This window comes from Aeromonas sp. S12(2024) (assembly GCF_041402305.1).
In the GTDB taxonomy this organism is placed as follows: domain Bacteria; phylum Pseudomonadota; class Gammaproteobacteria; order Enterobacterales; family Aeromonadaceae; genus Aeromonas; species Aeromonas veronii.
Genome location: NZ_JBGLRB010000019.1, coordinates 27086 through 52814 on the forward strand (window position 1 = coordinate 27086; position 25729 = coordinate 52814).

24 protein-coding genes are annotated in these 25729 nt (G+C 59.4%); 11 read left to right on the top strand and 13 right to left on the bottom strand.

The window, feature by feature from the left end; all coding sequences use genetic code 11:
- Positions 1-241: 241 nt before the first annotated feature.
- Positions 242-691, bottom strand: coding sequence for an FMN-binding protein MioC (mioC, locus tag ACB035_RS16880; RefSeq protein ID WP_033138545.1), 450 nt, complete (start codon positions 689-691; stop codon positions 242-244).
- Positions 692-1087: 396 nt separating this feature from the next.
- On the opposite strand from mioC, the gene ACB035_RS16885 reads away from it, so the two are divergent.
- The 5 genes from ACB035_RS16885 to fhuB all read left to right on the top strand — a co-directional run bounded on the left by ACB035_RS16885 (position 1088) and on the right by fhuB (position 8624).
- The gene (locus ACB035_RS16885) at positions 1088-3184 is read left to right on the top strand and encodes a TonB-dependent siderophore receptor (protein WP_371167758.1); all 2097 of its coding nucleotides are present in this window, start codon (positions 1088-1090) and stop codon (positions 3182-3184) included.
- 79 nt (positions 3185-3263) lie between these two features.
- Complete coding sequence (locus ACB035_RS16890) at positions 3264-4910, top strand: multidrug ABC transporter permease/ATP-binding protein (protein WP_088868086.1); 1647 nt, start codon at positions 3264-3266, stop codon at positions 4908-4910.
- A 46-nt stretch (positions 4911-4956) separates the two neighbouring features.
- Positions 4957-5721, top strand: coding sequence for an ATP-binding cassette domain-containing protein (locus tag ACB035_RS16895; RefSeq protein WP_371167759.1), 765 nt, complete (start codon positions 4957-4959; stop codon positions 5719-5721).
- A gap of 30 nt (positions 5722-5751) precedes the next feature.
- The gene (locus ACB035_RS16900) at positions 5752-6645 is read left to right on the top strand and encodes an ABC transporter substrate-binding protein (protein WP_108540620.1); all 894 of its coding nucleotides are present in this window, start codon (positions 5752-5754) and stop codon (positions 6643-6645) included.
- Positions 6642-8624 (top strand): Fe(3+)-hydroxamate ABC transporter permease FhuB, encoded by a 1983-nt coding sequence (gene fhuB / locus ACB035_RS16905; RefSeq protein ID WP_371167760.1) that lies wholly within the window; start codon positions 6642-6644, stop codon positions 8622-8624. The genes ACB035_RS16900 and fhuB overlap by 4 nt, the downstream gene beginning before the upstream one ends.
- A 71-nt stretch (positions 8625-8695) precedes the next feature.
- Here fhuB and mnmE read toward each other — a convergent pair whose 3' ends face one another.
- From mnmE to ACB035_RS16945, 8 genes are all read right to left on the bottom strand, one after another.
- Complete coding sequence (gene mnmE / locus ACB035_RS16910) at positions 8696-10057, bottom strand: tRNA uridine-5-carboxymethylaminomethyl(34) synthesis GTPase MnmE (protein ID WP_371167761.1); 1362 nt, start codon at positions 10055-10057, stop codon at positions 8696-8698.
- A gap of 99 nt (positions 10058-10156) precedes the next feature.
- Entirely contained in the window at positions 10157-11803 is a 1647-nt protein-coding gene (gene yidC / locus ACB035_RS16915) for a membrane protein insertase YidC (RefSeq protein WP_005355794.1), read from the bottom strand.
- 5 nt (positions 11804-11808) lie between these two features.
- The gene (gene yidD, locus ACB035_RS16920) at positions 11809-12057 is read right to left on the bottom strand and encodes a membrane protein insertion efficiency factor YidD (RefSeq protein WP_010672280.1); all 249 of its coding nucleotides are present in this window, start codon (positions 12055-12057) and stop codon (positions 11809-11811) included.
- The gene (gene rnpA / locus ACB035_RS16925) at positions 12024-12383 is read right to left on the bottom strand and encodes a ribonuclease P protein component (RefSeq protein ID WP_005339313.1); all 360 of its coding nucleotides are present in this window, start codon (positions 12381-12383) and stop codon (positions 12024-12026) included. Before rnpA ends, yidD begins: the two co-directional genes overlap by 34 nt.
- Positions 12383-12517, bottom strand: coding sequence for a 50S ribosomal protein L34 (gene rpmH, locus ACB035_RS16930; RefSeq protein ID WP_005307156.1), 135 nt, complete (start codon positions 12515-12517; stop codon positions 12383-12385). Before rpmH ends, rnpA begins: the two co-directional genes overlap by 1 nt.
- A 270-nt stretch (positions 12518-12787) precedes the next feature.
- A complete protein-coding gene (locus ACB035_RS16935) occupies positions 12788-13522 on the bottom strand; it encodes an amino acid ABC transporter ATP-binding protein (protein ID WP_371167762.1) in 735 nt (244 codons plus the stop codon).
- Positions 13523-13534: 12 nt separating this feature from the next.
- A complete protein-coding gene (locus ACB035_RS16940) occupies positions 13535-14203 on the bottom strand; it encodes an amino acid ABC transporter permease (protein ID WP_019445518.1) in 669 nt (222 codons plus the stop codon).
- Positions 14204-14962, bottom strand: coding sequence for an amino acid ABC transporter substrate-binding protein (locus ACB035_RS16945; protein ID WP_019445519.1), 759 nt, complete (start codon positions 14960-14962; stop codon positions 14204-14206).
- Between the two features lie 311 nt (positions 14963-15273).
- Here ACB035_RS16945 and dnaA point away from each other — a divergent pair, with 311 nt between their 5' ends.
- The 4 genes from dnaA to gyrB all read left to right on the top strand — a co-directional run bounded on the left by dnaA (position 15274) and on the right by gyrB (position 21345).
- On the top strand, positions 15274-16644 hold the full coding sequence (gene dnaA / locus ACB035_RS16950; protein WP_005339307.1) for a chromosomal replication initiator protein DnaA: 1371 nt from the start codon (positions 15274-15276) through the stop codon (positions 16642-16644).
- A gap of 83 nt (positions 16645-16727) precedes the next feature.
- Entirely contained in the window at positions 16728-17831 is a 1104-nt protein-coding gene (gene dnaN / locus ACB035_RS16955; RefSeq protein ID WP_005339306.1) for a DNA polymerase III subunit beta, read from the top strand.
- A gap of 2 nt (positions 17832-17833) precedes the next feature.
- Positions 17834-18937 (top strand): DNA replication/repair protein RecF, encoded by a 1104-nt coding sequence (gene recF / locus ACB035_RS16960; RefSeq protein ID WP_371167763.1) that lies wholly within the window; start codon positions 17834-17836, stop codon positions 18935-18937.
- On the top strand, positions 18934-21345 hold the full coding sequence (gene gyrB / locus ACB035_RS16965) for a DNA topoisomerase (ATP-hydrolyzing) subunit B (RefSeq protein ID WP_005357188.1): 2412 nt from the start codon (positions 18934-18936) through the stop codon (positions 21343-21345). Before recF ends, gyrB begins: the two co-directional genes overlap by 4 nt.
- Before the next feature lie 101 nt (positions 21346-21446).
- Here gyrB and ACB035_RS16970 read toward each other — a convergent pair whose 3' ends face one another.
- From ACB035_RS16970 to ACB035_RS16985, 4 genes are all read right to left on the bottom strand, one after another.
- Positions 21447-21827, bottom strand: a complete 381-nt coding sequence (locus ACB035_RS16970) for a VOC family protein (RefSeq protein ID WP_371167764.1) — start codon at positions 21825-21827, stop codon at positions 21447-21449.
- A 66-nt stretch (positions 21828-21893) separates the two neighbouring features.
- A complete protein-coding gene (locus ACB035_RS16975) occupies positions 21894-22598 on the bottom strand; it encodes a helix-turn-helix transcriptional regulator (protein WP_371167765.1) in 705 nt (234 codons plus the stop codon).
- Between the two features lie 65 nt (positions 22599-22663).
- Positions 22664-23623, bottom strand: a complete 960-nt coding sequence (locus ACB035_RS16980; protein ID WP_371167766.1) for a helix-turn-helix domain-containing protein — start codon at positions 23621-23623, stop codon at positions 22664-22666.
- A 91-nt stretch (positions 23624-23714) separates the two neighbouring features.
- The gene (locus ACB035_RS16985) at positions 23715-24485 is read right to left on the bottom strand and encodes an MBL fold metallo-hydrolase (protein ID WP_371167767.1); all 771 of its coding nucleotides are present in this window, start codon (positions 24483-24485) and stop codon (positions 23715-23717) included.
- 280 nt (positions 24486-24765) lie between these two features.
- Between ACB035_RS16985 and ACB035_RS16990 the strand changes: the two genes are divergently transcribed.
- Both ACB035_RS16990 and ACB035_RS16995 read left to right on the top strand, forming a co-directional pair.
- Complete coding sequence (locus ACB035_RS16990) at positions 24766-25179, top strand: Hsp20 family protein (protein ID WP_005339298.1); 414 nt, start codon at positions 24766-24768, stop codon at positions 25177-25179.
- A gap of 92 nt (positions 25180-25271) precedes the next feature.
- The gene (locus tag ACB035_RS16995; RefSeq protein ID WP_108614333.1) at positions 25272-25712 is read left to right on the top strand and encodes an Hsp20 family protein; all 441 of its coding nucleotides are present in this window, start codon (positions 25272-25274) and stop codon (positions 25710-25712) included.
- Positions 25713-25729 lie beyond the last annotated feature (17 nt).

Below are 25729 nucleotides of genomic sequence, written 5' to 3' on the forward strand. Positions count from 1 at the left end.
CCCGGTGAACGAGGGGATAACCAGGACTTTTATACACAGAGGTCTGTCAGTCAGGATCTAATACATGGATAACTATAGGTTTTGCAGAGCTTTACACCGTAGTTATACACATTACCCCTGGGCGTTGTGGGTAACCTTGTAGAACAACTCCCCCGGATCAATCTGTTAATAACATGGTGGATAGTCGATCTGGGGATAAGTGGGGAGATCAAGCTTTTTTTCAGGATCTCCCGCACGCTGATCAGGCGATCATCGTCATCCAGTCGCGGATCCACACTTCTGCGGCATCTTCGGGGATCTCGTGTTGGGTCACATCGATGTCGAGTCGCTCGCCAATCCGGCTGGCTCCGCACTCGGCCAGCAGCCGATCCAGCGTCTTGCCACCCTGGCAAAAGGTGTCATAACTGCTGTCACCAAGGGCGATCACGCCATATTTCAATGAATTAAGATCCGGATGCTGCTCGGCAAGATCCTTGGCGAAGGGTTGCAGGTTGTCGGGCACATCCCCGGCACCATGGGTGGAAGTGACCACCAGCAGGATGGATCCCGCATCATCCAGCACCTCTGCCAGCTTGGCCGGGTTGTGGATCCGGGTCTGGTGGCCAGCCTGTTCCAGCAGGTTGGCGACGTGGTCTGCGACATATTCGGCGGCGCCCAGCATGGAGCCGACGACGAGATTGAGTTTGGCCATGGAATGGATCCTGATTTCAGACAAAGAAACGGAAAGCCGGATTCTACCGCCAAAGGGTGTGGATAAATATGGATAAAGCTTGGGGATAATGGATCCAGTCAGATAATGTCACCGGATCCATCCTGCCGATCTTTTTTCTGCTTCTTTATATTCCTCTCCATTTTCTTCTCCGCTCATAGCTCTCCTGATGGCTCCCATCTCCCGCGAAATCCTGCCAACGATGCAGCTAGATAACAATGTAGATGCAAATGATTAGCAATTGTTGAATCGATTCGATCACGGCTCCTGTAGTAGGATTGCGCTGCTTTATTCGCCCATGGAACAGGGTGATGTCGTGACAAACGACCACAAATAACAATTAAAACAACATAACTTATTGATAAACGAGACTTTAATATGATTGCGCAAAAATACACTACAGGACCCGGCAAGAAGGGCGCCTTCGGCGTCCTTTCGCTCTCCGGTTTGCTCGTCTCCCTGCCGCTGATGGCCGAACAAACCACCGCTGAGCTGCCCAAAGCCAGTGAAACCATGGTGGTGACCGGTACGGCCATGAAGGTGGAAGTGCCGATGGCCGAGACCCCTCGCGCCGTCTCCGTGGTTAATCGCGAGGAGCTGGATCAGCACGCCGTGTTGCAGCTGGATGAAGCGATTCGCTACCGTTCCGGCGTATTGACCGGCCTCTATGGCTCAGACAACAACACCGACTGGTTCAAGGTGCGTGGCTTCGATGCCGCCTCTTATCTGGATGGCAACCGCTTGTTTGGCACCGGCTACTACGTCTGGACGCCGGAACCGTTTGGTCTGGAGAGTGTGGAAGTGCTGAAGGGGCCAGCCTCGATCCTTTACGGTGAGGCGCCTCCGGGCGGGGTGATCAATGCCATCAGCAAGCGGCCGACCGCCACGCCGCAAGGGCAGGTGGATCTGCAGCTTGGCAGCCGGGATCATCGTCAGGTCGGGGTGGACGTCTCTGACGCGCTCTCCGACAACAGCCGCTACCGCATGGTTGCTCTTTATAAAGAGCGTGATGGTGTGCTCACCGGCACCTACAACGATCGGGTTTATCTGGCGCCGAGCGTCACCTTCGATCTTTCGGATCGTACCAGCCTGACCCTGCTGGCCAGTTTCCTGCACGACGAAGGGGTCCCGACCAACGGCTTCTTCCCGGTCTATGGCACCCTGAATACGTCAGGTGGCCAGATTGATCCCTCCACCAACCTGAGCCAGCCGGATTACGATCGCAACCGCAATACCCAGATCTCCACCGGTTACGAGCTGGCCCACCAGCTCAACCAGACCTGGGAGTTCAAGCAGAACGTCCGTTTCAACTATAACGATCTGCTGCTGCGCCAGACCTATATCTTCCCGACCTATGAAGGCACAACTGCCAGTCGTGGCCTGGTTTACCGTGATGGCAATACCAAGAGTGCCACCATGGATAACCAGATGGTGGGCTACTGGAACACCGACAGCACCGAGCAGACCTTGCTGCTGGGGGTGGATCTGCAGCGTCACGTCAATGAAGGGGTCGAGGCCGACAACTACGCCATGGGCTCCATCAATACCATGAACCCGGATTACAGCGGCTTCCCCGGTTTTGATGAGTCGACCGCCACTCACCAGAAGAGCAGCAAGGGCCAGAGCGGCCTCTATGCCCAGCACCAGATCCGCTGGGACGATCGCTGGTTGCTGACTGCCGGTGGCCGTTTTGACTATGTGGAGACCCACAACACCAATACCAGCAAGGACGAGCGCCAGTACGATCACGAGCTATCCCTCTCGGGCAGCCTGATGTATCTGGCTGACAGCGGCCTCTCTCCCTACTTTGCCTATGCCGAGTCGTTCGAGGTGCTGCCGGGGATAGATCCCAACACCAAGAGTTCCTACAAGCCGCTCAAGGGCAAGCTCTACGAGACCGGCGTGAAGTATGCGCCAGCCTTCCTCGACGGTTACATCAATCTGGCGCTGTTCGATCTGGCCCAGACCAACTCGCTGGTCTCTACCGGTTCCGGCCAGCAGACCCAGGCGGGTGAAGTGACCTCTCAGGGGGTTGAGCTGGAAGGGAGCGTGCAGGTGACCGATGCGCTGCGTCTGACCGCTGCTTATACCTACACAGATGCCAAAACCAACGACACCGGCAGTGGCGATCGCCGTGCCAGCCTGATCCCGCGCCATCAGGCCTCCTTCTGGGGTAACTACAAGGTGCAGCAAGGGGTGGCTTCGGGTCTGGAGCTGGGTACCGGTGTGCGTTATATCGGTTCCAGCGTGGGTATTGGCGCAGTGAATGCGGACTATACCCCCATCTACGGCTCTGCCGAGGTGCCGGCCCATACCGTCTGGGATGCGATGATCGGGTATGACTTTGCCAAGAACTGGCGTGCCCAGCTCAACGTCAACAACCTGCTGGGTGAAACCTACGTGGCCAGTTGTGACTACTACTGCTACTACGGCGAGCCGCGCAGCGTAGTGGGCAGCATCAACTACCGCTGGTAATCGAAGTCGGGCGGGAACCAGGTTCCCGCCCTTCTTTTCACCCGCAGTTGTTCTGATCTCTCTGGAATACCGGTCCGTTATGGAACTCTTGTCTCTGGTTTATCGCCAATATCGTTGGCCTTTTATCGCCATCACCCTGCTCAGTCTGCTCAGTGCCGTTAGCGGGATTGGCGTCATTGCTTTTATCAATCAGTCTCTTATCGAATCTATAGGTGATCCGCTACCGATCCTCGGTCAGTTGGTCGGCTTGATAGTGCTGCTGCTGGTGATCACACTCGGATCTCAGCTGGCCCTGACCACTCTCGGTCACCATTTTGTCTACCGGTTGCGCGGCCGTCTGCTCAAGCAACTGCTGGATACCGATGTCGCCCGCATCCGCCAGATTGGTCAGGGGCCGCTGCTGGCCTCCCTCTCCAGCGATATCGGCCAAATCACCATCGCCTTCGTGCGCTTGCCGGAGCTGGTGCAGGGGCTGGTGCTCACGCTGGGTTCTGCCCTTTACCTTGGCTGGCTCTCTCCTGCATTGCTCGGGGTTACTGCGCTCTGGGTCACCGTCACCATGGTGGTGGGCTGGCTGCTGGTGAACCGTGTTTATCGCCATCTCTCCCACATGCGTCAGGCCGAAGATCGGCTCTATCAGAACTATCAGGCCATCATCGCCGGCAGCAAGGAGCTGGCGCTCAACCGCGAGCGGGCTCACTTCGTCTATCACCAGCTCTATGAGCAAAATGCCCGTGACTACCGCCAGCAGATCATTCGCGCCGACACCTATCACCTGAGCGCGGTGAACTGGTCGAATATCATGATGCTGGGGGCCATCGGTCTGGTCTTCTTTCTGGCCAACGGCCTTGGCTGGGCCAACACCAATGTGGCCGCCACCTTTGCGCTGACCCTGCTGTTCCTGCGCACCCCGCTGTTGCAGGGGATTGGCGCCCTGCCGACCCTGCTTGCCGCTCAGGTGGCCTTCGACAAGATCGCCGCCCTCAATCTGGCCGAGCCGGATGCGGACTTCCCGCTGCCGCCCGCCATCCGCCCCTGGCAGCGTATCGAGTTGGAGCAGGTGAGCTTTCACTATCAGGGGGAGGGCGGCTTTGCCGTTGGCCCCATTGATCTGGTCATCGAAAAGGGGGAGCAGATTTTCATCATCGGTGGCAATGGCTCCGGCAAGTCGACCCTGGCCATGCTGCTGACCGGCCTTTACCAGCCGGTATCGGGCCGGATCCTGCTGGATGGTGAGCCGATCACCGATCGCAACGGCTATCTGGCGCTCTTCTCCGCCATCTTCACCGACTATCACCTGTTCCAGCATCTGCTGGGGCCGGAACCCAAGGATGAGCTGGTGGCCGAGTGGCTGGAGCGGTTGCAGATGGGCAGCAAGCTCACCATTGAGGATGGCTTTATCGCCGATATCGATCTCTCTCAGGGGCAGCGCAAGCGGGTTGCCCTGCTGCTGGCGCTGGCCGAGCAGCGCGAGGTGATGCTGTTTGACGAGTGGGCCGCGGATCAGGATCCCCAGTTCCGCCGCATCTTCTATCAGGTGCTGTTGCCGCGCCTCAAGGAGATGGGCAAGACGGTGATTGCCATCAGCCACGATGATCACTACTTCCCGCTGGCCGATCGCCTGCTGGAGATGCGGCAGGGAAAACTCACCGAACTGACCGGCGCGCGCCGTGCCGCAGTGAGCCGCGATGCGATCGCCCACCTGGATTGCGAGGTGCCGGCTTGATGCCGGCACCGATGAGACTGGCGGCAAGCCAGCACAGGAATTGCTTATGTTCGAGATGAAATCAGCCAGCTTCACGGTCAATGATCGCACGCTGCTGCACCCCACCGACCTGCGTTTCGAGCAGGGACAGGTCTATGGCCTCATCGGCCACAATGGTTCGGGCAAATCGACCCTGCTCAAGCTGCTGGCCCGCCAGCAACCCTTGAGTGATGGCGAGATCCTGTTCGATGGCAAGCCGCTGCTCGACTGGGGCAACCGGGAGTTTGCCCGTCAGGTGGCCTATTTGCCCCAGCATCTGCCGAGCGCCGAGAACCTGCTCGGGCGGGAGCTGGTGGAGATGGGCCGCTACCCCTGGCGCGGCCTGCTGGGCCGGATGGGGGCGGAGGATCACCGTCAGGTCGAGCGGGCCATCGCCCTTACCTATACCGAACGCTTTGCCGATCGACTGGTGGATACCCTCTCCGGCGGCGAGCGGGGGCGGGTCTGGCTGGCGATGCTGCTGGCCCAGGAGAGCCGCTTCATCCTGCTGGACGAGCCGCTGGCCGCGCTGGATGTGGCCCATCAGGTGGAGGTGCTCACGCTGGTCAAGCAGTTGAGTCGTCAGCTAAACCTTGGGGTCATCATCGTCATTCACGACATCAATATGGCCTCCCGCTTCTGCGATCGGCTGGTGGCGCTCCACTCCGGCCGCCTGCTTACCCACGGCGAACCTGAGGGGCTCATGACCAGTGAGACCCTGCACGCCATCTATGGCATTCCGATGGAGGTCATTCGCCACCCGGCTTATGCTCATCCCATCGCCATCGTCTGACCGGGGGCATCCTTGAACCTTTTATTGAAGATGGCCCCTTGTCTCGTCAGCCTGCTGCTGGCGCTCCCGTTGCAGGCTGTACAATCATCCGCAACAAACGAGGCCACCAGCGCGCTACCCCGTATCGCCACCGTCGACTGGACCATCGCCGAGATCCTGCTGGCACTCGGGGTGACGCCGCTGGCCGTTGGGGATGCAGGCCCCTATCAGGCATGGGTCGGCGAGCCACGGCTACCTGCCGGAGTGGTGGATATCGGCCTGCGCACCCAGCCCAACCGTGAGCTGCTGGCGGAGCTCAAACCCGATCGCATCCTCATCTCGCCGCTGGCGGCCCCGCTGGCGCCAACTCTTTCCCGCATCGCGCCTGTGAGTACCATCGCCCTCTATGATGGGCAAACCGATTTGTGGCAGCGGCTGCACGAGGTGACCCTGACCCTCGCCCGTATGGTGGGCAAAACCGCCGAGGGCGAACGGCTGCTGGCCGGGCTGGATCGGGATCTCGCCAGCATGCAGGCCGGATTGCCTGCGGATCTGCCGCCCCTGCTGGTGGTGCAGTTTATCGATGAGCGCCATGTGCGGGTGTTTGGTCGCCACAGCCTGTTCGATGCGGTGATGACGCGGCTCGGGCTGCGTAATGGCTGGCAGGAGCAGACCAATGACTGGGGGTTCTCGGTGGTCAGCATCGAGCAGTTCATGACCTTGCCAACCGCGCGGCTGGTGGTGGTCGATCCCATCCCGGTAGGGGTGAGCGAACGGCTGCAGGAGCCTGGGCTGTGGCAGCATCTGCCGCTGGTACGCCAAGCCCCCGTGCTGCATCTGCCTGCGGTCTGGAGTTTTGGCGGCGTACTTGCCGCCCGCCGTTTCGCCGGTCTGCTCAGCGATGCATTGCTGCAAGATGCCCAGCGTATGGAGGTTAGCCGATGAAGCGACTGCTCACATCGCCGCTGCTGCGGCCGGTCTCGATCCTGCTGGGGTTGACCCTCTCGCTCGCGTATTGGGAGCTGGCTCGCCAGCTGCCCGGTGCGCTCTGGTGGCAGAGCCTCTTCGCCCCCAATCTGGATGATGTCAGCCAAGCGGTGGTGCATTTCAGCTGGCTACCCCGCCTGGTTGTCACCCTGCTGGCCGGGGCGGCGCTCGGGCTGGCAGGCACCCTGATGCAGCAGGTGCTGCGCAACCCGCTCGCGTCACCCACCACTCTTGGGGTGGCCTCCGGCGCCCAGCTGGCGCTGATGATGGTGACCCTGTTTGTCCCCTCCTGGTTGCTGCTGGGGCGGGAGTGGATCGCCATGGCCGGTGGCAGCCTCGCGATGGCACTGGTGTTTGCCCTGGCCTGGCGTCGTCAGCTCAATCCGGTGGTCATCGTCTTTGCCGGGCTGGTGATCAACCTCTATCTGGCGGCTATCAGCATGGGACTCTTGCTGTTCTTTCAGGAGGAGCTGAAAGGTTTGCTGGTGTGGGGCAGTGGCTCGCTAGTGCAGAACAGTTGGAGCGGGGTGAGTTACCTGTTACCCCGCCTGCTGGCAGCTGCTGCGTTGGCCGCAGTACTGGTGCGCCCGCTGGCGGTGCTGGAGCTGGATGATGCCAGCGCCCGCAGTCTGGGGGTCTCCCTGCAGCATCTGCGTTTTGCCGGACTGGGACTGGCGGTGTTTGTCACCGCTTGCGTGGTGAGCGTGGTGGGGCTGATCGGCTTTATCGGGTTGGCGGCGCCCGCCATGGTGCGGCTGCTCGGGATCCGCCAGCTCGGCCAGCGGCTGCTGTGGGCACCGATCCTCGGCGCCCTGCTGCTGGCGGCGACTGATCTGCTGTTGCAGAGTCTGAGTCGCTTCTGGCCGGTCTTGATCCCCACCGGCGCCATGACCTCCCTGCTGGGCGCGCCGCTGCTGCTTTGGCTGATCCCGCGCCTTGGCATCAAGTCGGGTACGCCAAAGGCAAACGCTGGCCTGCTGGTGGCCCGCCATCCGGCACCGGCTCGCCTTATCGGCCTGTTGCTGGTCGGGCTGCTGCTGGCCGTGGTCGCCTCCCTGCTGTTTGGTCAGGGGATGACTGGCTGGAGCTGGCCAAGCTGGCTCCGCTGGCAGGCCCAGCTGGAGTGGCGGTTGCCGCGCACTCTGGCGGCGGGGGCGGCTGGTGTGCTGCTGGCGCTGGCGGGCACCCTGTTGCAGCGGGTCAGCAACAATCCTATGGCGAGTCCGGAGCTGCTGGGGGTGAGCGGCGGCACCTTTATGGGGGTGATAGCGACGGCGCTGTTGCTGCCTGTATTGCCCCTGCCGCTGATGCTGGTCGGTGGCCTGCTCGGTGCCTTCGGCTGCCTGTTGCTGCTGGTGGTGGTCAATCGCAAGCACGGCTTCCAGCCGGAGCGGATCCTGCTCTCAGGTATTGCCATCACGGCACTGTTCGAGCCGCTGCAGGCCATCGCGCTGGCCAACGGCGACATGCGGGTGCAGCAACTGCTTTCCTGGATGTCTGGCTCCACCTATTACGTCACTCTGCCGGTGGCCTATGGGCTGATGGGGCTGGCGCTGTTGATGCTGGCTGCTTGCCTGCTCATCAGCCGCTGGCTCGATCTGCTGCCGATGGGGGAGGCGATGGCGACCGCGCTGGGCATTCGCCTCAACCGTGCCCAGCTCGTCATCCTGCTGCTGGTGGCCGTGCTCACTGCCAGCTCCACCCTGGTGGTGGGGCCGCTCTCCTTCGTCGGCCTGTTGGCGCCACACATGGCCAAGCTGATGGGGTTGGTGCGGGCACGCTGGCACCTGCTTGGGGCCGCCGCTTCCGGCGCCCTGTTGATGGTATCGGCTGACTGGGTCGGCCAGCAGATCCTCTTCCCGCAGGAGGTGCCGGTCGGGCTGGTCTCCACCCTGTTAGGGGGCGCTTACTTCATGTGGTGCCTGCGTCGCCTCTAGGTTTGCGGACAAAAAACGCACAATAAAAAGCCCGGGATGAACCCGGGCTTTTTATTGTCTGTCGTGCGGCGTTACTTGCCGATGCAGAAGCTGGAGAAGATACGGCCCAGCAGATCGTCGGAGCTGAATTCGCCGGTGATCTCGGAGATAGACTCCTGCGCCAGGCGCAGCTCTTCGGCCACCAGCTCGCCAGCTACGAACACTTCCAGCTGCTCCTTGGCCACCAGCAGGCGCTCGGCGGCGCGTTCTAGCGCATCCAGATGGCGGCGGCGGGCCATAAAGCCCCCTTCGGTGTTGCCCTGGAAGCCCATGCACTGTTTAAGGTGCTCGCGCAGGGCTGGCAGCCCCAGCTCGGTCTTGGCGGATATACGGTAGACGGCGTGGCCCTGCTCCTGGCTCGGTGCCAGATCCTCGCCGGTCAGGTCGGCCTTGTTGCGAATGACGGTGAGGCCGATGTTTTTTGGCAACCGATCAACAAATTCCGGCCAGATCTCCCGCGGGTCAACCGCGTCTGTGGTTGTGCCATCCACCATAAACAGCACCCGGTCGGCCTGTTCGATCTCGGCCCAGGCGCGTTCGATACCGATCTGCTCCACCTTGTCCTGGGTGTCGCGCAGACCGGCGGTGTCGATGATGTGCAGCGGCATGCCATCGAGATGGATATGCTCGCGCAGCACATCGCGGGTGGTGCCGGCGATCTCGGTGACGATGGCCGACTCACGGCCCGCGAGGGCATTTAGCAGGCTCGATTTGCCGGCGTTGGGACGACCGGCGATCACCACCTTCATCCCTTCCCGCAGCAGGGCGCCCTGTTTGGCTTCCCCGCGGACATCGTCCAGCTCGGACATGATGGCGTAGAGGTCGCCCGCCACCTTGCCGTCGGAGAGGAAGTCGATCTCCTCGTCCGGGAAGTCGATGGCCGCTTCCACATAGATGCGCAGCCGGATCAGGCTCTCCACCAGTTGCTGGATTTTGCTGGAGAACTGCCCCTGCAGGGAGTGCATGGCGCTGCGGGCGGCCTGTTCGCTGGAGGCTTCAATAAGGTCAGCGATAGCTTCGGCCTGGGCCAGATCCAGCTTGTCGTTGATGAAGGCGCGCTCGCTGAACTCGCCGGGGCGGGCAGGACGAATTCCGTCGATTTTCAGAATGCGGCGGATCAGCATGTCCATGATGACGGGGCCGCCGTGGCCCTGCAGCTCCAGCACATCCTCGCCGGTGAAGCTGTTGGGGGCTTTGAACAGCAGGGCTATGCCCTGATCCAGTACCTGGCCTTGCTCATCCCTGAACGGCAGATATTCGGCGTAGCGCACCCGCGGGAGCTTGCCGAGCACTATCCCGGCGACCTGTTCGGCGGCGGGGCCGGAGACCCGGACTATGCCGACGCCACCACGGCCTGGCGCGGTGGCCTGGGCCACGATCGTATCTGTTGTCATCTTGCTTGGCTCGTTTGTTCGCTGATAGGAAAACGTAGTGGGAGACATTGTAATAAAAAAGGCGGCCCGAAGGCCGCCTCTTTTGTCATCACGGGAAGATTAGCTGCGTGAATGCAGTCCTTTCTTCTCCAGCTGACGATAGATGATGGTCTGCTGGATGATGGAGATGACGTTGCTCACCAGCCAGTAGAGAGTCAGGCCAGCCGGGAACCAGAGGAACATGAAAGTGAAGATGATCGGCATGAACTGCATCACTTTCTGCTGCATCGGGTCGGTTACGGTGGTCGGGCTCATCTTCTGCAGATACCACATGGAGGCACCCATGAGGATTGGCAGCACGAAGAAGGGGTCCTTCACTGACAGGTCAGTGATCCACAGGGCAAACGGCGCGTGACGCAGTTCAACGGACTCCATCAGTGCCCAGTAAAGGGCGATGAAGATCGGCATCTGAACCAGGATCGGCAGGCAGCCACCCAGCGGGTTGACCTTCTCCTTCTTGTACAGCTCCATCATGCCCTGAGACATCTTCTGGCGGTCATCGCCGAAGCGCTCGCGCAGGGCCGCAATCTTGGGTTGCAGCATGCGCATCTTGGCCATGGAGGTGTACTGGGCCTTGGTCAGCGGGAACATGATGCCGCGCACCAGCAGGGTCAGCATGATGATGGCCAGACCCCAGTTCTGGACGAAACCGTGGAACACGGTCAGCAGCCAGTGCAGCGGTTGGGCGATGAACCACAGCCAGCCGTAGTCGACAGTCAGGTCGAGGTGGTTAGCCACCTTGGCCATCTGGTCTTGCAGCTTGGGACCGACCCACAGCTTGCTGGTCACTTCAGCCTGTTGGCCGGCAGCCACGTCAACCAGCGGCGCCTTGTAACCGATGATGGCCTGGCCTTTACCCGGGATCACACGGCTGTAGAAGCTGTTGGTATCGTCGGCATTTGGTGCCCAGGCAGAGACGAAGTAGTGCTGCAGCATGGCGACCCAACCACCCTTGGTGGTCTTGTTCAGGTCGGCATCCTTCATCTCGTCGAAGGTGTACTTCTTGTAGCGGGTATCTTCAGTGGAGAAGGCACCACCACGGTAAGCGCTGGCTACCATGGCATGACCTTCCTGATCCTTCGGCGTTGCTACGGTCTGCTTCAGCTGACCATAGAACTGCACCTGAACCGGCTCGGCAGATTTGTTGTCGATCTTGTAATCAACGCCAACGGCATAGTCGCCACGCTTGAGGATGAACTCCTTGGTGAAGACCACGCCCTTGCTGTCGGTCCAGGTCATCGGAACGACGACTTGATCCTGACCATCGGCCAGCTGATAGCTGGTCTGGGCGGCTTCATAGGTAGGACGACCTTCGGCCTGACTGTCCGGACCGTTGCGACCCACCAGACCGCTCTGGGCGATATAGAGGTGCTCAGGCTTGCTGGTCAGCAGCACGAACGGTTGGTCCTTGCCCTCTTCCAGTTTGTGAGACAGCAGTTCAGCAGACACGACGTCACCACCCTGGGTATCCAGGGTCAGCTTGAGCACGTCAGAGGAGACGGTGATCAGCTTGCGTGCGGCAGTCGCGTTGGCTTGCTCGGAAACCTGAGGAATATCACCGGTCTGACCGGCTTCAGGTACGAAATGTTCGGTTTGGGCCACGGTAGTCGGGGCCGGCTTCGGAGCCTTGTCGGACTCCCACTGTTGCCAGAGCAGAAAGCTCACGAACAGCAAACCGATCAGGAGTAGATTGCGTTGTGATTCCATAGTCTTCAGTTTCTTCGCTTTGGTTGCGGAACCGGGTCATAACCACCCTCGGATAAGGGATGGCATTTTAATAGACGTTTGCTAGCTAACCAAACGCCTTTTATGAAACCGTGAAGTCGGATGGCTTCTATCGCAAATTGGGAACAAGTTGGAGTAAAACGGCAGCGCGGCCCGAGCAGAGGGCTAATGATTAGCTGATACAGGCGTATCAGTTTGATAGCTACCCATTGCAACGGCGTGACAGAGTGCGCCATAGCTTTTCCAGTAACTTGAACAGTTCCTCGTTATCCATCTCTTTCACACCGGCCTTGGCGATCACCACGATGTCGATAGCGGGCAGCTGATGTTGTTTGAGGCGGAAACTTTCCCGGACCACCCGTTTGACACGGTTACGCCAGACGGCACGCTTGAGTGCTTTTTTGGGCACAGCGAGACCAAGACGAGAGTGTTCGAGTGAATTGGGGCAGGCGAGAAGCGTAATTTGCGGGGAAGCAGCCCGGACAGGCTCGGCGAAAACGCGTTTGAAGTGTTCGGGAGTTAACAGACGTAACTCCCGAGAGAAGGTGTGCTGGGTAGGCATTAAACTACCAGACGGGCACGACCCTTGGCACGACGAGCGGCCAGAACTTTACGACCGTTGGCAGTTGCCATGCGGGCGCGGAAACCGTGAGAGCGCTTGCGCTTCAGGTTGGACGGTTGAAAAGTACGTTTCATGATTCGATTCCGTATTTCTGTACAGTTTTGATTGTCACACTTAGCCGACGCGCCAGCTATAGCGTGTGACGACTAGCAAAAGAGGCCGAATTCTAAACAGAGTTCGGCTTTTAGTCAATCCGCCGTTCCCTCTCATCCTGCCGTGGTCTTGAAAAGGCCGCTGCCGAGCGTGAGGATCCAGAGGATCAAGGGCTCCGGATTATACTGGCAACCCGGGGTTAAACAAGGGATCCCTCAATAAAAAAGGCGGCCAGGCCGCCAAAGAGAGAGCTATTTAAGGACTTTCCGCAAGAACTCCCGGGTACGGGGATCCTTGGGATCGACCAATATCTGATCCGGCGGGCCCTGCTCGACGATCCGCCCTCCTTCCATGAAGATCACCCGATCGGCAACATCACGAGCAAATTCAATCTCATGAGTCACCACCACCATGGTCTGGTGCTGGCGGGCCAACTCTTTCATCAGTCCCAAAACCTCGTCGACCCACTCGGGATCGAGGGCCGAGGTGGGCTCGTCAAACAGGATCACCTTGGAGTGGGCCGCCATGGCGCGGCCAATGCCGACCCGTTGTTGCTGGCCGCCCGAGAGCGACGCCGGATAGGCATCCTGCTTGTCGGCGAGGCCAATGTCCTTGAGGATGCCGAGCGCTGTGGCGCGGGCCTCCGTTTTTGGTTGCTTCCAGACGGTGATCAGCCCTTCGGCGATGTTGTCGAGCGCTGTTTTGTTGGCAAAAAGGGCGTAGTTCTGGAACACAAAGGAGGCCCGCTTGCGCAGCTCGATCGCCTGCTGTTCACTGGCCTTGGCCAGATTGAGCTCGAGATCGTCGATGGCAAGGGTGCCCGCATCCGGGGTCTCCAGCAGGTTCAGGCAGCGCAACAGGGTCGATTTGCCGGTGCCGGAGGAGCCGATGATGACGACAATTTCCCCCTTTTTTACTTCCAGATCGATACCGTTGAGCACCTGATTGCCGTGATATGCCTTGGAGAGGCCGGTTAGCTTGATCATGAACGCCCTCCTTTAATAGGCACGGTTGAGACGGACTTCCAGCAGATGCTGCAAGCGGGTAAAGAAGATCACCACCACCCAGTAGATCAGCGCCACCGCCATAAAGCTCTCGAAGAACTTGAAGGAGGAGGAGGCTTCCATCTGCGCTTTGCCCATGATCTCGGCCACTCCCAGGGTGAACGCCAGCGAGGTGCTCTTGATCATGTCGATGAAGTAGTTCATCAGCGACGGGGTGGCGATGCGGGCCGCCTGCGGCAGGATGATCCGCTGCATCGCCTGATAACGGCTCATGCCGATACTGAGCGCCGCTTCCATCTGGCTTTTGTGAATGCCGAGGATGGCTGCGCGGATCGACTCAGCCATATAGGCGGCGAAGTGCAGGGTCAGACCGACGATGGCGGCGGTAAAGGCATCCATCCCCACGAAGATCGGGAACAGTTGCGGCAATCCGTAGTAGAGCAGGAACAGCTGAACGAGTAGCGGTGTACCCCGAAAGAACGAGATATAGAGCATCGCCAGCCAGTGAATCGCGGGGACGCGAAACACCCGTACTATCGCCAGGGCCAGCGAGAGTACGAGTGCCAGCACGAATCCCCACAGGGCCATTTCCATCGTGGTGCCCAGGTATTTGAGCAGGATGGGAAACAGCCCCAGCGTGTATTCGAGGTCAAATTCCATCATTTATTTGTCGGTGATGTCGGAAGCGAACCATTTCTCGGAGATCTGACGCAGGGAGCCATCCTTGCGCATGGCGGTCAGGGCCTCGTCGACCTTCTTCAGCAGTGCCTGTTTCTCCGGGGTCTTCAGGAAGGGCAGGGCGTTCTCGATAGTCTCGAACGGTGCGCCAGCCTGTTGCAGCGGCAGCTTGGACTCTTTGATCAGCTGGGCGGTGGAGACGCGGTCCATCACGAAGGCATCGATGCGACCCAGCGCGACATCCTGCTCGAAGGCGGAGTCATAGGTGCGGATATCGATCTTCTTGTTCGGGTCGTTCTTGCGCAGCAGCTCTTCGAAGTTGGAACCCAGGTTCACGGCAACGCTCTTGCCTTCCAGATCCTTGATGCCATGAATGGTGCTGTTGCCCTTGCGTACCACGATCTGGGCGCCGTCATAGACGTAAGGCTGGGAGAAGTCGTACTTCGCCTTGCGCTCGTCGGTGATGGTGATCTGGTTGGAGATGGTGTCGATGCGGCCGGTTTCCAGCATGCCGAACAGGCCGGAGAAGCTGGCAGTCACGAATTCGACCTTGTAGCCGGTGCGCTCGCCGATCTGGTTCCACATATCCACTTCAAAGCCCTGCAGCTTGTCCTGCTTGACGAAAGTGAACGGGAAATATTTGCCAGACATGCCGACCTTGATGGTCTCCTGGGCGATGGCCTGACCGGACAGGGTGGCGAGCAGGATGGCTGCGCCGGAAATCAGTTTGATGGATGTTTTCATGGTGTTTCTCTCTCTCAATGTCTTGTATTTGTAGTTGTAATAATTGGTTTGGCCCTGATGTTATTGGAATAAAATTTAAAAAATAAATGACATTTGGTTATATGAAATAACAGGAGAGAAGCACGGGATCGACCAATCCGGACGGTGGATCAAGCTGTGGGTAACTTTGGGGATGAAATCCGATCCAAAGGCGCTGGATCCTTGAAAGTCAAGGATCTTATTTGCTGGATCCACCGGGCGATGGCTGGAGATCCGGCGGCTAAAAACGTAGAATAGCCGGTCTTTAGTTAATCAATCGACAGGAGTTTAGAGTGACTGCTTCGCTATGGCAGCAGTGCCTTAACCGGCTGCAAGATGAGTTGCCCTCGGCAGAATTCAGCATGTGGATCCGGCCGCTTCAAGCGGAGTTGAGTGACAATACTCTGACCCTGTATGCACCGAATCGCTTTGTTCTGGACTGGGTACGAGACAAGTATCTCATCCGGGTTAACGGCATCATCAACGAACTCTGCGGGGTCGACGGCCCCGCCCTGCGTTTTGATATAGGCAATCGTCCCCATCCTGTTGCTGTCGCCAGAGCGCCGGTACAGGGTGCCGCGCCTGTGAATAACTTGCAGAAGAGCTGGGAAAGCAAGGCTGAAGCCAAGCCCGAGCCGAACCACAAGAGCAACACCAACGTGAACTATACCTTCGAGAATTTCGTCGAGGGTAAGTCCAACCAGTTGGCGCGTGCGGCTGCCCGTCAGGTAGCGGACAATCCGGGTGGTGCTTACAACCCGTTGTTCCTCTATGGCGGCACCGGCCTGGGTAAAACCCACCTGCTGCACGCCGTTGGCAATGCCATCAAGGAGAGTAAAAAAGATGCCAAAGTCATCTATATGCACTCCGAGCGGTTTGTTCAGGACATGGTGAAAGCGCTGCAAAACAACGCCATTGAAGAGTTCAAGCGTTACTACCGCAGCGTCGATGCCCTGCTCATCGATGACATCCAGTTCTTCGCCAACAAGGAGCGCTCCCAGGAGGAGTTCTTCCATACCTTCAATGCCTTGCTGGAAGGTAACCAGCAGATCATCCTGACCTCGGATCGCTATCCGAAGGAGATCAACGGTGTCGAGGATCGCCTCAAGTCCCGCTTCGGCTGGGGCCTGACCGTGGCGATCGAGCCGCCGGAGCTGGAGACCCGCGTCGCGATCCTGATGCGCAAGGCAGACGAGAACCAGATCCATCTGCCGGACGAAGTGGCCTTCTTCATTGCCAAACGTCTGCGATCCAACGTCCGTGAATTGGAAGGTGCCCTCAACCGGGTGATCGCCAACGCCAACTTCACCGGCCGTGCCATCAACATCGATTTCGTGCGCGAAGCGCTGCGCGACCTGTTGGCACTGCAGGAGAAGCTGGTCACCATCGACAATATCCAGAAGACGGTGGCGGAGTACTACAAGATCAAGCTGGCGGATCTGCTCTCCAAGCGTCGTTCCCGCTCCGTTGCCCGTCCGCGCCAGCTGGCGATGGCACTGGCCAAGGAGCTGACCAACCACAGTTTGCCGGAGATAGGTGATGCCTTTGGTGGCCGTGACCACACTACCGTTCTTCATGCCTGCCGCAAGATCGAGCAGCTGAAGGAGGAGAGTCACGACATCAAGGAGGACTATTCCAACCTGATCCGTACCCTTTCTTCCTGATAACGGAATCGAGTGGACAGATGCAGCGCGAATATTCCAACCTGATCCGAATCTTTTCCTCCTAATCACAACGGAGAGCACAGATGCAGCTCGAAATTAGCCGTGAGGCCCTGTTACGTCCTCTGCAACTGGTGTCCGGCGCCCTCGGCGGCCGACCGACCCTGCCGATCCTCGGCAACGTGCTGCTTGATGTCAGCAACGGTCTGCTGTCACTGACCGGTACCGATCTCGAAGTAGAGATGATCGGTCAGGTCTATCTGAACGGGGCCAGTGAAGATGGCCGCACCACAGTACCGGCGCGCAAGCTGCTGGATATCTGCCGTGGTCTGCCGGAAGGCGCCGAGATCCGTCTCAATACCGAAGGCGAGCGCCTGATCATCCGCTCCGGTCGCTCCCGCTTCAACCTCTCGACCCTGCCGGCGACCGAGTATCCGAACATCGAGGATTGGGAATCCGTGCTCGAGTTCGATATCAGCCAGCTGGAGCTGAAGAAGCTGATCGATGCGACCCAGTTCTCCATGGCCAGCCAGGACGTGCGTTACTACCTGAACGGCATGCTGTTCGAGAGTGAAGGTCACGGTCTGCGTACCGTGGCGACCGACGGTCACCGTCTGGCCACCTGCCGCCGCGAGGTGGTAGGGGAATCGCTGCCCGATCATCAAGTTATCCTGCCGCGCAAAGGGGTATTGGAGCTGGTGCGTCTGCTGGAGGCGGAAGACAAGCCGGTGCGGCTGCAGATCGGTCGCAGCAACCTGCGTGCTGCGCTGGACGGTTTCATCTTCACCTCCAAGCTGGTGGATGGCCGCTTCCCGGATTGGCGTCGTGTCATTCCGCGCAATAGCGACAAGGCCCTGATCGCCGGTCGTGAGGATCTGCGTCAGGCGTTTGCCCGCGCCGCCATCCTCTCCAACGAGAAATTCCGTGGGGTGCGTCTCAATCTGCAGGAAAACCTGCTGCGCATCACCGCCAACAACCCGGAACAGGAAGAAGCCGAAGAGCTGCTTGACGTACAATATGCCGCTGGCGAGATGGAGATCGGCTTTAACGTCTCTTATGTGCTCGACGTGCTGAATACGTTAAAATGTGACCAAATTCGGATTAGCCTGAGCGATTCCATCAGCAGTGCCATTATTGAGGATTTTGAACATCAGGATGCTCAGTACGTGGTGATGCCGATGCGGATCTAGTCGTGTCCCTGGTCAAACTCCAGCTCAGCGACTTTCGCAATATCCAGCAAGCCAGTCTCAAGCTGTCGCCCGGCCTCAACATTCTGGTCGGGTGCAATGGTAGCGGCAAGACCAGCGTGCTGGAAGCCATTCACTACCTTGGTCTGGGGCGCTCCTTTCGCACTCATTTGACCGGGCGGGTTATCCGCCAGGGGGAGAGGGCCTTTACCCTGTTTGCCCAGTGCGAGCTGGGGGGGCGTCAGGTACCGATCGGTCTTGCCAAAGACAAGAGTGGCGAGACCCAGCTCAAGATTGCCGGGGCGCAGGCCCAGCGGCTGGCCGATTTGGCGGAGTTGTTGCCGGTGCAGTTGATCCATCCCGATGGTTTCAACTTGCTGACGGGCGGGCCTCAGGCTCGCCGCGCCTGGCTCGATTGGGGCGTTTTCCATCAGGAGCCGACCTTCTTTGCCCTGTGGGGGCGAGTGCGGCGGCTGCTGAAACAGCGCAATGCGCTGCTGCGTCAGAGCACCCAGTACCGCCAGCTGGCGTTTTGGGATCAGGAGTTGGTGCGGCTGGGGGGTGAGCTGGCCGAGTTTCGCGCCAGTTATTGTCAGGCCATTACGCCCCTGATCAAGGAGATGACGGCGGATTTTCTGCCGGAATTCGATATCAGTCTCGGCTTTTACCGAGGCTGGGAGAAAGATACTCCCCTCGGCGATCTGCTGGAGGCGGGGTTTGAGCGGGATCGGGCGCTGGGCTATACCGGTGTCGGTCCACAAAAAGCCGATGTGCGCCTCAAGGCGAACGGGGTGCCCGCTCAGGATATTTTGTCCCGGGGTCAGCTGAAGTTGCTGGTCTGCGCCATGCGACTGGCCCAAGGGCTCTATTTGAATCAACATAGCAGCCGTGGCTGTATTTTTTTAATTGACGATTTTGCCTCTGAACTGGATGTCGACAAGCGCCGCTTGCTGGCCGCAAGGCTGAAGCAGTGTGCGTCCCAGGTGTTTATCACCGCCATCGACACCGGTCAGCTCGCAGACATGATGGATGCGAATGACTGCAAGTTGTTCCACGTGGAACAGGGTAAAATCTCCGAAACGTTAGAGAAGGCAGAGAGTAAGCTATGAGTGAAAATACTTACGACTCCTCGAATATCAAGGTGCTGAAGGGCCTGGATGCGGTCCGCAAGCGCCCGGGGATGTATATCGGCGATACGGATGATGGCTCGGGTCTGCACCACATGGTGTTCGAGGTCGTCGATAACTCCATTGACGAGGCGCTCGCTGGCTACTGCTCCGATATTCTGGTCAAGATCCATTCCGACGGTTCTGTCTCTGTGCGTGACAATGGCCGGGGTATCCCGGTAGACATGCACGAGGAGGAGGGCCGCTCCGCCGCAGAGGTCATCATGACTGTGCTGCACGCAGGCGGTAAGTTTGATGACAACTCCTACAAGGTATCCGGCGGCCTGCACGGCGTGGGTGTCTCCGTCGTTAACGCCCTCTCTGACAAGCTGTTGCTGACCATTCGTCGTAACGGTCACGTCTACGAGCAGACCTATCATCTGGGTGAGCCACAAGCGCCGCTCAAGCAGATTGGCGACAGCACCGGCACCGGTACCGAAGTTCGTTTCTGGCCGAGCCCTGCCATTTTCAGCGATACCCTGTTCCACTACGAGATCCTGGCCAAGCGCCTGCGCGAGCTCTCCTTCCTCAACTCCGGTGTCTCCATCCGTCTGCAAGACGAGCGTGATGGCCGCGAGGCGCATTTCTGCTACGAGGGTGGCATCAAGGCGTTCGTTGAATACCTGAACCAGAACAAGACCCCGATCCACCCGAAGGTGTTCCATTTCACCACCGAGCAGGATGGTATCGGCGTTGAAGTGGCGATGCAGTGGAACGACGCCTATCAGGAAGGGGTCTACTGCTTCACCAACAACATCCCGCAGCGGGATGGTGGTACTCACCTCGTTGGTTTCCGTACCGCGCTGACCCGTACTCTGAACTCCTATATGGACAAAGAGGACTACAGCAAGAAGGCCAAGTCTGCCGCCAGTGGCGACGACGTACGTGAAGGTCTGATTGCCGTTATCTCCGTGAAGGTGCCGGATCCCAAGTTCTCCTCCCAGACCAAGGACAAGCTGGTCTCTTCCGAAGTGAAGACCGCCGTTGAACAGGCGATGGGTGAGAAGCTTGCTGACTTCCTGCTGGAAAACCCGGGCGATGCCAAGATCGTGGTCAATAAGATCATCGATGCGGCCCGTGCCCGTGAAGCGGCCCGCAAAGCTCGCGAACTGACCCGTCGCAAAGGCGCGCTGGATATCGCCGGTCTGCCCGGCAAGCTGGCTGACTGTCAGGAAAAAGACCCGGCTCTTTCCGAACTCTACATAGTGGAAGGGGACTCTGCTGGCGGTTCCGCCAAGCAGGGTCGCAACCGTAAGAACCAGGCCATCCTGCCGCTCAAGGGCAAGATCCTGAACGTGGAGAAGGCCCGTTTCGACAAGATGATCTCCTCGCAAGAGGTGGGCACCCTGATCACCGCACTGGGTTGCGGTATCGGTCGCGACGAGTACAACCCGGACAAGCTGCGTTATCACAACATCATCATCATGACCGATGCGGACGTCGATGGTGCGCACATCCGAACCCTGCTGCTGACCTTCTTCTATCGTCAGATGCCGGAAATCATCGAACGTGGCTACGTCTACATCGCCCAGCCGCCGCTCTACAAGGTTAAGAAGGGCAAGCAGGAGCAGTACCTGAAAGACGAAGACGCGCTGCTGCAGTACCAGACCGCCATGGCGCTGGACGGTGCTACCCTGCACGTCAACGAGTCTGCCCCGGCTATCGGTGGCGAGGCACTGGAGCGCCTGGTCAACCAGCACCGCTCGGTGACTCACCTGATCACCCGCATGTCTCGTCGTGCGCCGGAAGCCGTGCTGACCCAGCTGATCTATCAGCCGGAGTTGAACGAAGCGCTGCTGAACAGCGAGAGCGATCTGCTGGCCTGGTGTCAGGGGATGGAAGCCGTGCTCAACGAGAGCAACCACGGTATCCAGTACCAGATCCAGGTTCGTCGTGATGAAGAGCGTAGCCTGTACGTTCCGCACGCCGTGGTTCGTCAGCACGGTGTCGACCGCGAATATCCGCTCAGCTACGACTTCCTGCAATCCGGTGAGTACCGTCAACTGGTCTCGCTGGGCAAGGAGATCGCCAACCTGATTGAGGAAGGTGGTTTCATCAAGCGTGGCGAGAAGGTCAAACCGGTTGCCAACTTCGTGGAAGCCGTCGAGTGGCTGATGGGCGAAGGCAAACGCGGCATCTACATCCAGCGCTATAAAGGGCTGGGAGAGATGAACCCGGACCAGCTGTGGGAAACCACCATGGATCCGGAAGCCCGCCGCATGCTGCGCGTCACCATCGACGACGCCGTAGGCGCTGACCAGCTCTTCTCCACCCTGATGGGTGATGCCGTTGAGCCACGTCGTGACTTTATCGAGACCAACGCCCTGCGCGTAGCCAACCTCGACGTCTAATCGACGCTGTCAGCTCGATATAAAAAAGCCGCTCCCTGTGAGCGGCTTTTTGCTTTTCTGGCGGAGGATGTTGCTCGTTCCACGTGGAACATTGAACCGGATTACCCCAGCAGCTCAGGTGCCGGGCAGTAGAGGCGCAGACGATGGCCATCCGGATCGAGGGCCATGCAGGTGTAGCCAAACTCCATCTTGGTCGGCGCCTGGATCAGGGTGAGCCCGCGTGCCAGCCATTCGGCAGACAGGCGATCGACGGCATCATCATCGGGGAGGGCGAAGGCCAGCTCTATCGCTCCGGCCGTTTGGGTCACGGCAGGTTCAACAATGGCGCTGGACCAGAGTGCCAGTCTGGCGCCTGACTCGAACACGAACATGGCAAAGGTAGGTGACTCCTCCACCGGTTCACGCCCGAACAGCTCGCGGTAGAAGAGCGCGCTGCGGGCCGGGTTGGTAACGTAGAGGATGGTGAACTGGGGGACTAACATGGTGATGCTCCTTGCTGATGAGATGGCGCATTGGCGCCGACCCCGTCAGCATGGTGCTACCTGCTGTCAGTTTCTGTCAGCAATGAATTTCGGCTGCGGGATCTGCTGGGTGGTGCGCCACTCCTTCAGCAGGCTCTCTCTGCTTTTTGGATAGCGGCAATCTTGCGGTTGCATCCGGGTGATGCGATCGACCCGAAAGTGGCGAAAGCCCTGACGCAGTTCGCACCAGGCCACCAGTACCCGTACCTGTTCGAAGTAGCCGAGGGCAAAGGGCCAGACGGTGCGCTCAGAGGCCTCATCCTTGAGATCGCGATAGAGCAGGGTCACCTTGCGTTGCTGGCGGATGGCGCTGCGCAGCGGGGCTTCATCGGTGAGGCTGTCGCTGCGGGAGGTGCCGATCAGCAGGGCATTGCTCTGGAGCTGCTGGCGATAGTCGGCGGGCAGCACGGCTTCTATTTTGGCCAGCGCACTGCTGGCCGATGCACTCAAGGATCCGTCACCATGGGCGACTACCCAGCGTGACCCCAGCACCAGCGCATCCAGCTCCTCTTCACTGAACATCAATGGCGGCAGCATGAAGCCGGGACGCAGCACATAGCCGATCCCCGGTTCGCCCTCGATATGGGCACCTTGCGCCTGCAGGGTGGCGATATCCCGATAGAGGGTGCGCAGGCTGATGCCAAGCTGGCTGGCCAGTTCCGCGCCTGTGATGGCGTAGCGGTGGCCGCGCAGCAGCTGGAGCAGGGTCAGCAGGCGTTCGGAACGGGACATGGAGTGACTCCTCGGGATCTCTGGTTAGCCTGCCATAGCGGAGTGAGCGGGTATAGAGGATGTCATCAGACATTGTTGCCACGAAAAGATCGTCGCCACTCGCTGGGGGAGATGGCAAAGCGGGTGCGGAAGTGATTGCGCAGAGAGGTGGCACTCTTGAAGCCAACCAGCTCGGCAATGCGGTCGATAGAATGACCGCTTACCTCCAGCAACTCCTGACTACGCCGGAGCCGCTCCGCCAGCAGCCATTCACCCACCGAGAGGCCGGTAGCCTGATGAAAGCGGCGGGTAAAGGTGCGTCGGCTCATCAGGGTATGGGCTGCCAGAGAGTCCAGGGTATGGGGCTCTGCCAGATGAGCACGCAGGTGATCGAGCAACTGGTTCATCCGGACATCGCGGGTGGAGGCGGGTACCGGCTGCTCGATAAACTGGGCCTGGCCCCCTTCCCGGTGGGGCGGGATCACTAGCCGCCGCGCCACCTTGTTGGCGATGGCTGAGCCGTGGTACTGGCGCACCAGATAGAGGCAGCAGTCCAGCCCGGCGGCAGTGCCTGCCGAGGTGACCAGCCCATCGTCATCCACATAGAGGGCGTTGGTATCAAGCTGCACGCAGGGAAAGCGGTGGCAGAAATCCTGCTCATACTCCCAGTGGGTCGATGCTTTGCGACCATTAAGTAGTCCGGCGTAGGCGAGCACATAGGTGCCAAGACAGAGCCCGACCAGTCGGGCGCCTCTGGCTCTGGCGGCAATCAGGGCATCGAGCAACGCAGCGGGTGGCCGTGCTGCCGGGTCGTGCCAGAAGGGGATAACGATGATCTCCGCCTCGGCCAGCACCTCCAGCCCATGGGGCGCCTGAATGGTGAAGCCTTGCGCCGAGTGTGCGTGGCGGTTGCCATCACCGCAGCAGATCTTGAGCTCGAACAGCGGCTGGCCCGGCAGGATATCGCCGAAGATGAGGCAGGGAACGGCGCAGTGAAAAGGGCTGAAGTGATCGAAGGTCACCACGGCAACGATCGGGGTGGGCATTATGTTGGCTCCTCTCTGTGCGCAGACCACTCATCATAAGCGTCTGACAGTGAAAGCCGAAGGGCCATGTCTGGCATGGCCCCCCTGCGGGTCACAGTGATATCGCCTCGCCATCTTGCGGCACCCGTACCCGATCCGTCATGCCCCGTTTCGCCAGATAGTTGCGCAGCTCCTGGCGTGACAGCACGGCGTGGTTGACCGCCTCCATATGGCTGGCGATCAGCGTGGCTTGCGGTGCCGCCTGATATACGGCGGCGACATCCTCCTTGCCCATGATGATGGAACCGAGTCCGGGCACCTGTGCATCGCCGCAGTTGAGGATGATGACCTCAGGCTGATGCTGTTGCAGGGCTTGCTCGACCGTGGGATGCCAGATGGTATCACCGGCCAGATAGAGGCACTGCTCATCGGGGTGGGAGAAGACCACGCCGCATACCTCTCCCATGCGCTCGCCCAGTACCGCCATCAACTGGTCGCTGCCGTGCTGGCCACCGGTCTGCTGCAGGCGAATGCCGGCAAACTCGGGCTGGTCGCTCAGCAGGCGCACATCCTCAAATCCACTGGCACGAATGGCATCAGCATCTTTCTGATGTTGCACCAAGAGCGGCAGATGCTTGGGGATCCGGGCTCTGGCGGCATCATCCCAGTGGTCGGGATGGTCGTGGGTGACGATAACGGCGTCCACATCGACCAGCTCATCGATCGGTAGCGGCAGCTCGACCAGCGGATTGCGCAGATGGCTGTTGGCGGTGCCCTCAAAGCCGGGGAAGGCTCCCTTGGCCGAGAGCATGGGGTCGATCAGAAAGCGGGTGCCGGCATAGTTGAGCAGCAGGGTGGCGTTGCGAACCTGGGTAATCTTCATGGGATGGCTCCATGTTGGCTGGTGGATATGCAACCAATTATGGGGCGCTAAGCGAGTTGCCATCAGTGGCCCACGGGTCGATTATCATCACTATCGGGCCAAGAGGTTGATTTTCTACAGGTCGGCGCGGCCATTTAAAAAATTTGAAAAAATCCCCTTGAAAGGAAAAAGTGATCCCCTATATAGGTAACAAGGCCGGAACGCTCGACAGAGGTTTCGACCAGGCGCCCGTCCATAAGGAGGGCAAACAATCCGTTATCGCTCACAAGAGGGTAATACTATGCGTTCTATCGACTTTTCTCCGCTCTATCGTTCTGCCATCGGTTTCGATCGTCTGGCCAATCTCATCGAATCTGCGGCCAGCAATGGCAATGCCGGTTATCCCCCCTACAACATCGAGCAGTTGGGTGACAACGACTACCGCATCAGCATGGCGGTGGCGGGCTTTACCCAGGAAGAGCTGGAGCTGAGCTTCCAGGAAAATCTGCTGACGGTGAAGGGCAACAAGCAGGCCGACACCGGGCGCAACTATCTCTATCAGGGGATTGCCGAACGTGGTTTCGAGCGTCGCTTCCAGCTGGCCGACTATGTGCGGGTGAAAGGGGCCGACCTGAAAAACGGCTTGCTGCACATCGAGCTGGTGCGTGAAGTGCCCGAGGCGATGAAGCCGCGCAAGATTGAGATCAACGGCTGATAGCCTGAATTCACTGAAATTTTAAAATTTCCCGGGTGCCGATGACGGGCCTGTGGAGAGTTGAACCTGTTGCTTATTAGAAGGATAGGATTATGCGTAACCTCGATTTTTCTCATCTCTATTCCAACGCTGTCGGCTTCGAGCGGATGGCCCGTGAGCTGGAAGGTTTGTTCGAGCAGAAGACCACCGCTTACCCCCCGTACAACATTGAAAAGCGCGATCAGGATGGCTATCGCATCACGGTCGCCGTGGCTGGCTTCGAGCGCGAAGAGCTGGAGCTGGAGACCGAAAACGGCACCCTCAAGGTGAAGGGGCGCAAAGGGGCTGCGGCCGGTGAGCGTCAGTTCCTCCATCAGGGAATTGCCGAGCGTGACTTCGAGCTCGCCTTCAAGCTGAGCCAGCACGTGGAAGTGCAGGGTGCCAAGCTGGAGCATGGTCTGCTGACCATCGATCTGGCCCGCGAACTGCCGGAGGCGCTCAAGCCCCGCGCCATCCCCATCGGTAAACCCGAGCAGCTGGCGCTGCCCGGCTAAGCAAACCGGATCGCGAT

Coding starts and splice junctions, on each gene's coding strand:
- ACB035_RS16995 (WP_108614333.1), top strand. CDS start 25,272: ATGCGTAACCTCGATTTTTCTCATCTCTATTCCAACGCTGTCGGCTTC.
- ACB035_RS16885 (WP_371167758.1), top strand. CDS start 1,088: ATGATTGCGCAAAAATACACTACAGGACCCGGCAAGAAGGGCGCCTTC.
- yidD (WP_010672280.1), bottom strand. CDS start 12,057: ATGGCGCACTCTGTCACGCCGTTGCAATGGGTAGCTATCAAACTGATA.
- ACB035_RS16975 (WP_371167765.1), bottom strand. CDS start 22,598: ATGTCCCGTTCCGAACGCCTGCTGACCCTGCTCCAGCTGCTGCGCGGC.
- ACB035_RS16900 (WP_108540620.1), top strand. CDS start 5,752: ATGGCCCCTTGTCTCGTCAGCCTGCTGCTGGCGCTCCCGTTGCAGGCT.
- rnpA (WP_005339313.1), bottom strand. CDS start 12,383: ATGCCTACCCAGCACACCTTCTCTCGGGAGTTACGTCTGTTAACTCCC.
- mnmE (WP_371167761.1), bottom strand. CDS start 10,057: ATGACAACAGATACGATCGTGGCCCAGGCCACCGCGCCAGGCCGTGGT.
- ACB035_RS16990 (WP_005339298.1), top strand. CDS start 24,766: ATGCGTTCTATCGACTTTTCTCCGCTCTATCGTTCTGCCATCGGTTTC.
- fhuB (WP_371167760.1), top strand. CDS start 6,642: ATGAAGCGACTGCTCACATCGCCGCTGCTGCGGCCGGTCTCGATCCTG.
- gyrB (WP_005357188.1), top strand. CDS start 18,934: ATGAGTGAAAATACTTACGACTCCTCGAATATCAAGGTGCTGAAGGGC.
- ACB035_RS16890 (WP_088868086.1), top strand. CDS start 3,264: ATGGAACTCTTGTCTCTGGTTTATCGCCAATATCGTTGGCCTTTTATC.
- dnaN (WP_005339306.1), top strand. CDS start 16,728: ATGCAGCTCGAAATTAGCCGTGAGGCCCTGTTACGTCCTCTGCAACTG.
- ACB035_RS16935 (WP_371167762.1), bottom strand. CDS start 13,522: ATGATCAAGCTAACCGGCCTCTCCAAGGCATATCACGGCAATCAGGTG.
- ACB035_RS16980 (WP_371167766.1), bottom strand. CDS start 23,623: ATGCCCACCCCGATCGTTGCCGTGGTGACCTTCGATCACTTCAGCCCT.
- ACB035_RS16970 (WP_371167764.1), bottom strand. CDS start 21,827: ATGTTAGTCCCCCAGTTCACCATCCTCTACGTTACCAACCCGGCCCGC.
- mioC (WP_033138545.1), bottom strand. CDS start 691: ATGGCCAAACTCAATCTCGTCGTCGGCTCCATGCTGGGCGCCGCCGAA.
- rpmH (WP_005307156.1), bottom strand. CDS start 12,517: ATGAAACGTACTTTTCAACCGTCCAACCTGAAGCGCAAGCGCTCTCAC.
- ACB035_RS16985 (WP_371167767.1), bottom strand. CDS start 24,485: ATGAAGATTACCCAGGTTCGCAACGCCACCCTGCTGCTCAACTATGCC.
- ACB035_RS16895 (WP_371167759.1), top strand. CDS start 4,957: ATGTTCGAGATGAAATCAGCCAGCTTCACGGTCAATGATCGCACGCTG.
- yidC (WP_005355794.1), bottom strand. CDS start 11,803: ATGGAATCACAACGCAATCTACTCCTGATCGGTTTGCTGTTCGTGAGC.
- ACB035_RS16940 (WP_019445518.1), bottom strand. CDS start 14,203: ATGATGGAATTTGACCTCGAATACACGCTGGGGCTGTTTCCCATCCTG.
- ACB035_RS16945 (WP_019445519.1), bottom strand. CDS start 14,962: ATGAAAACATCCATCAAACTGATTTCCGGCGCAGCCATCCTGCTCGCC.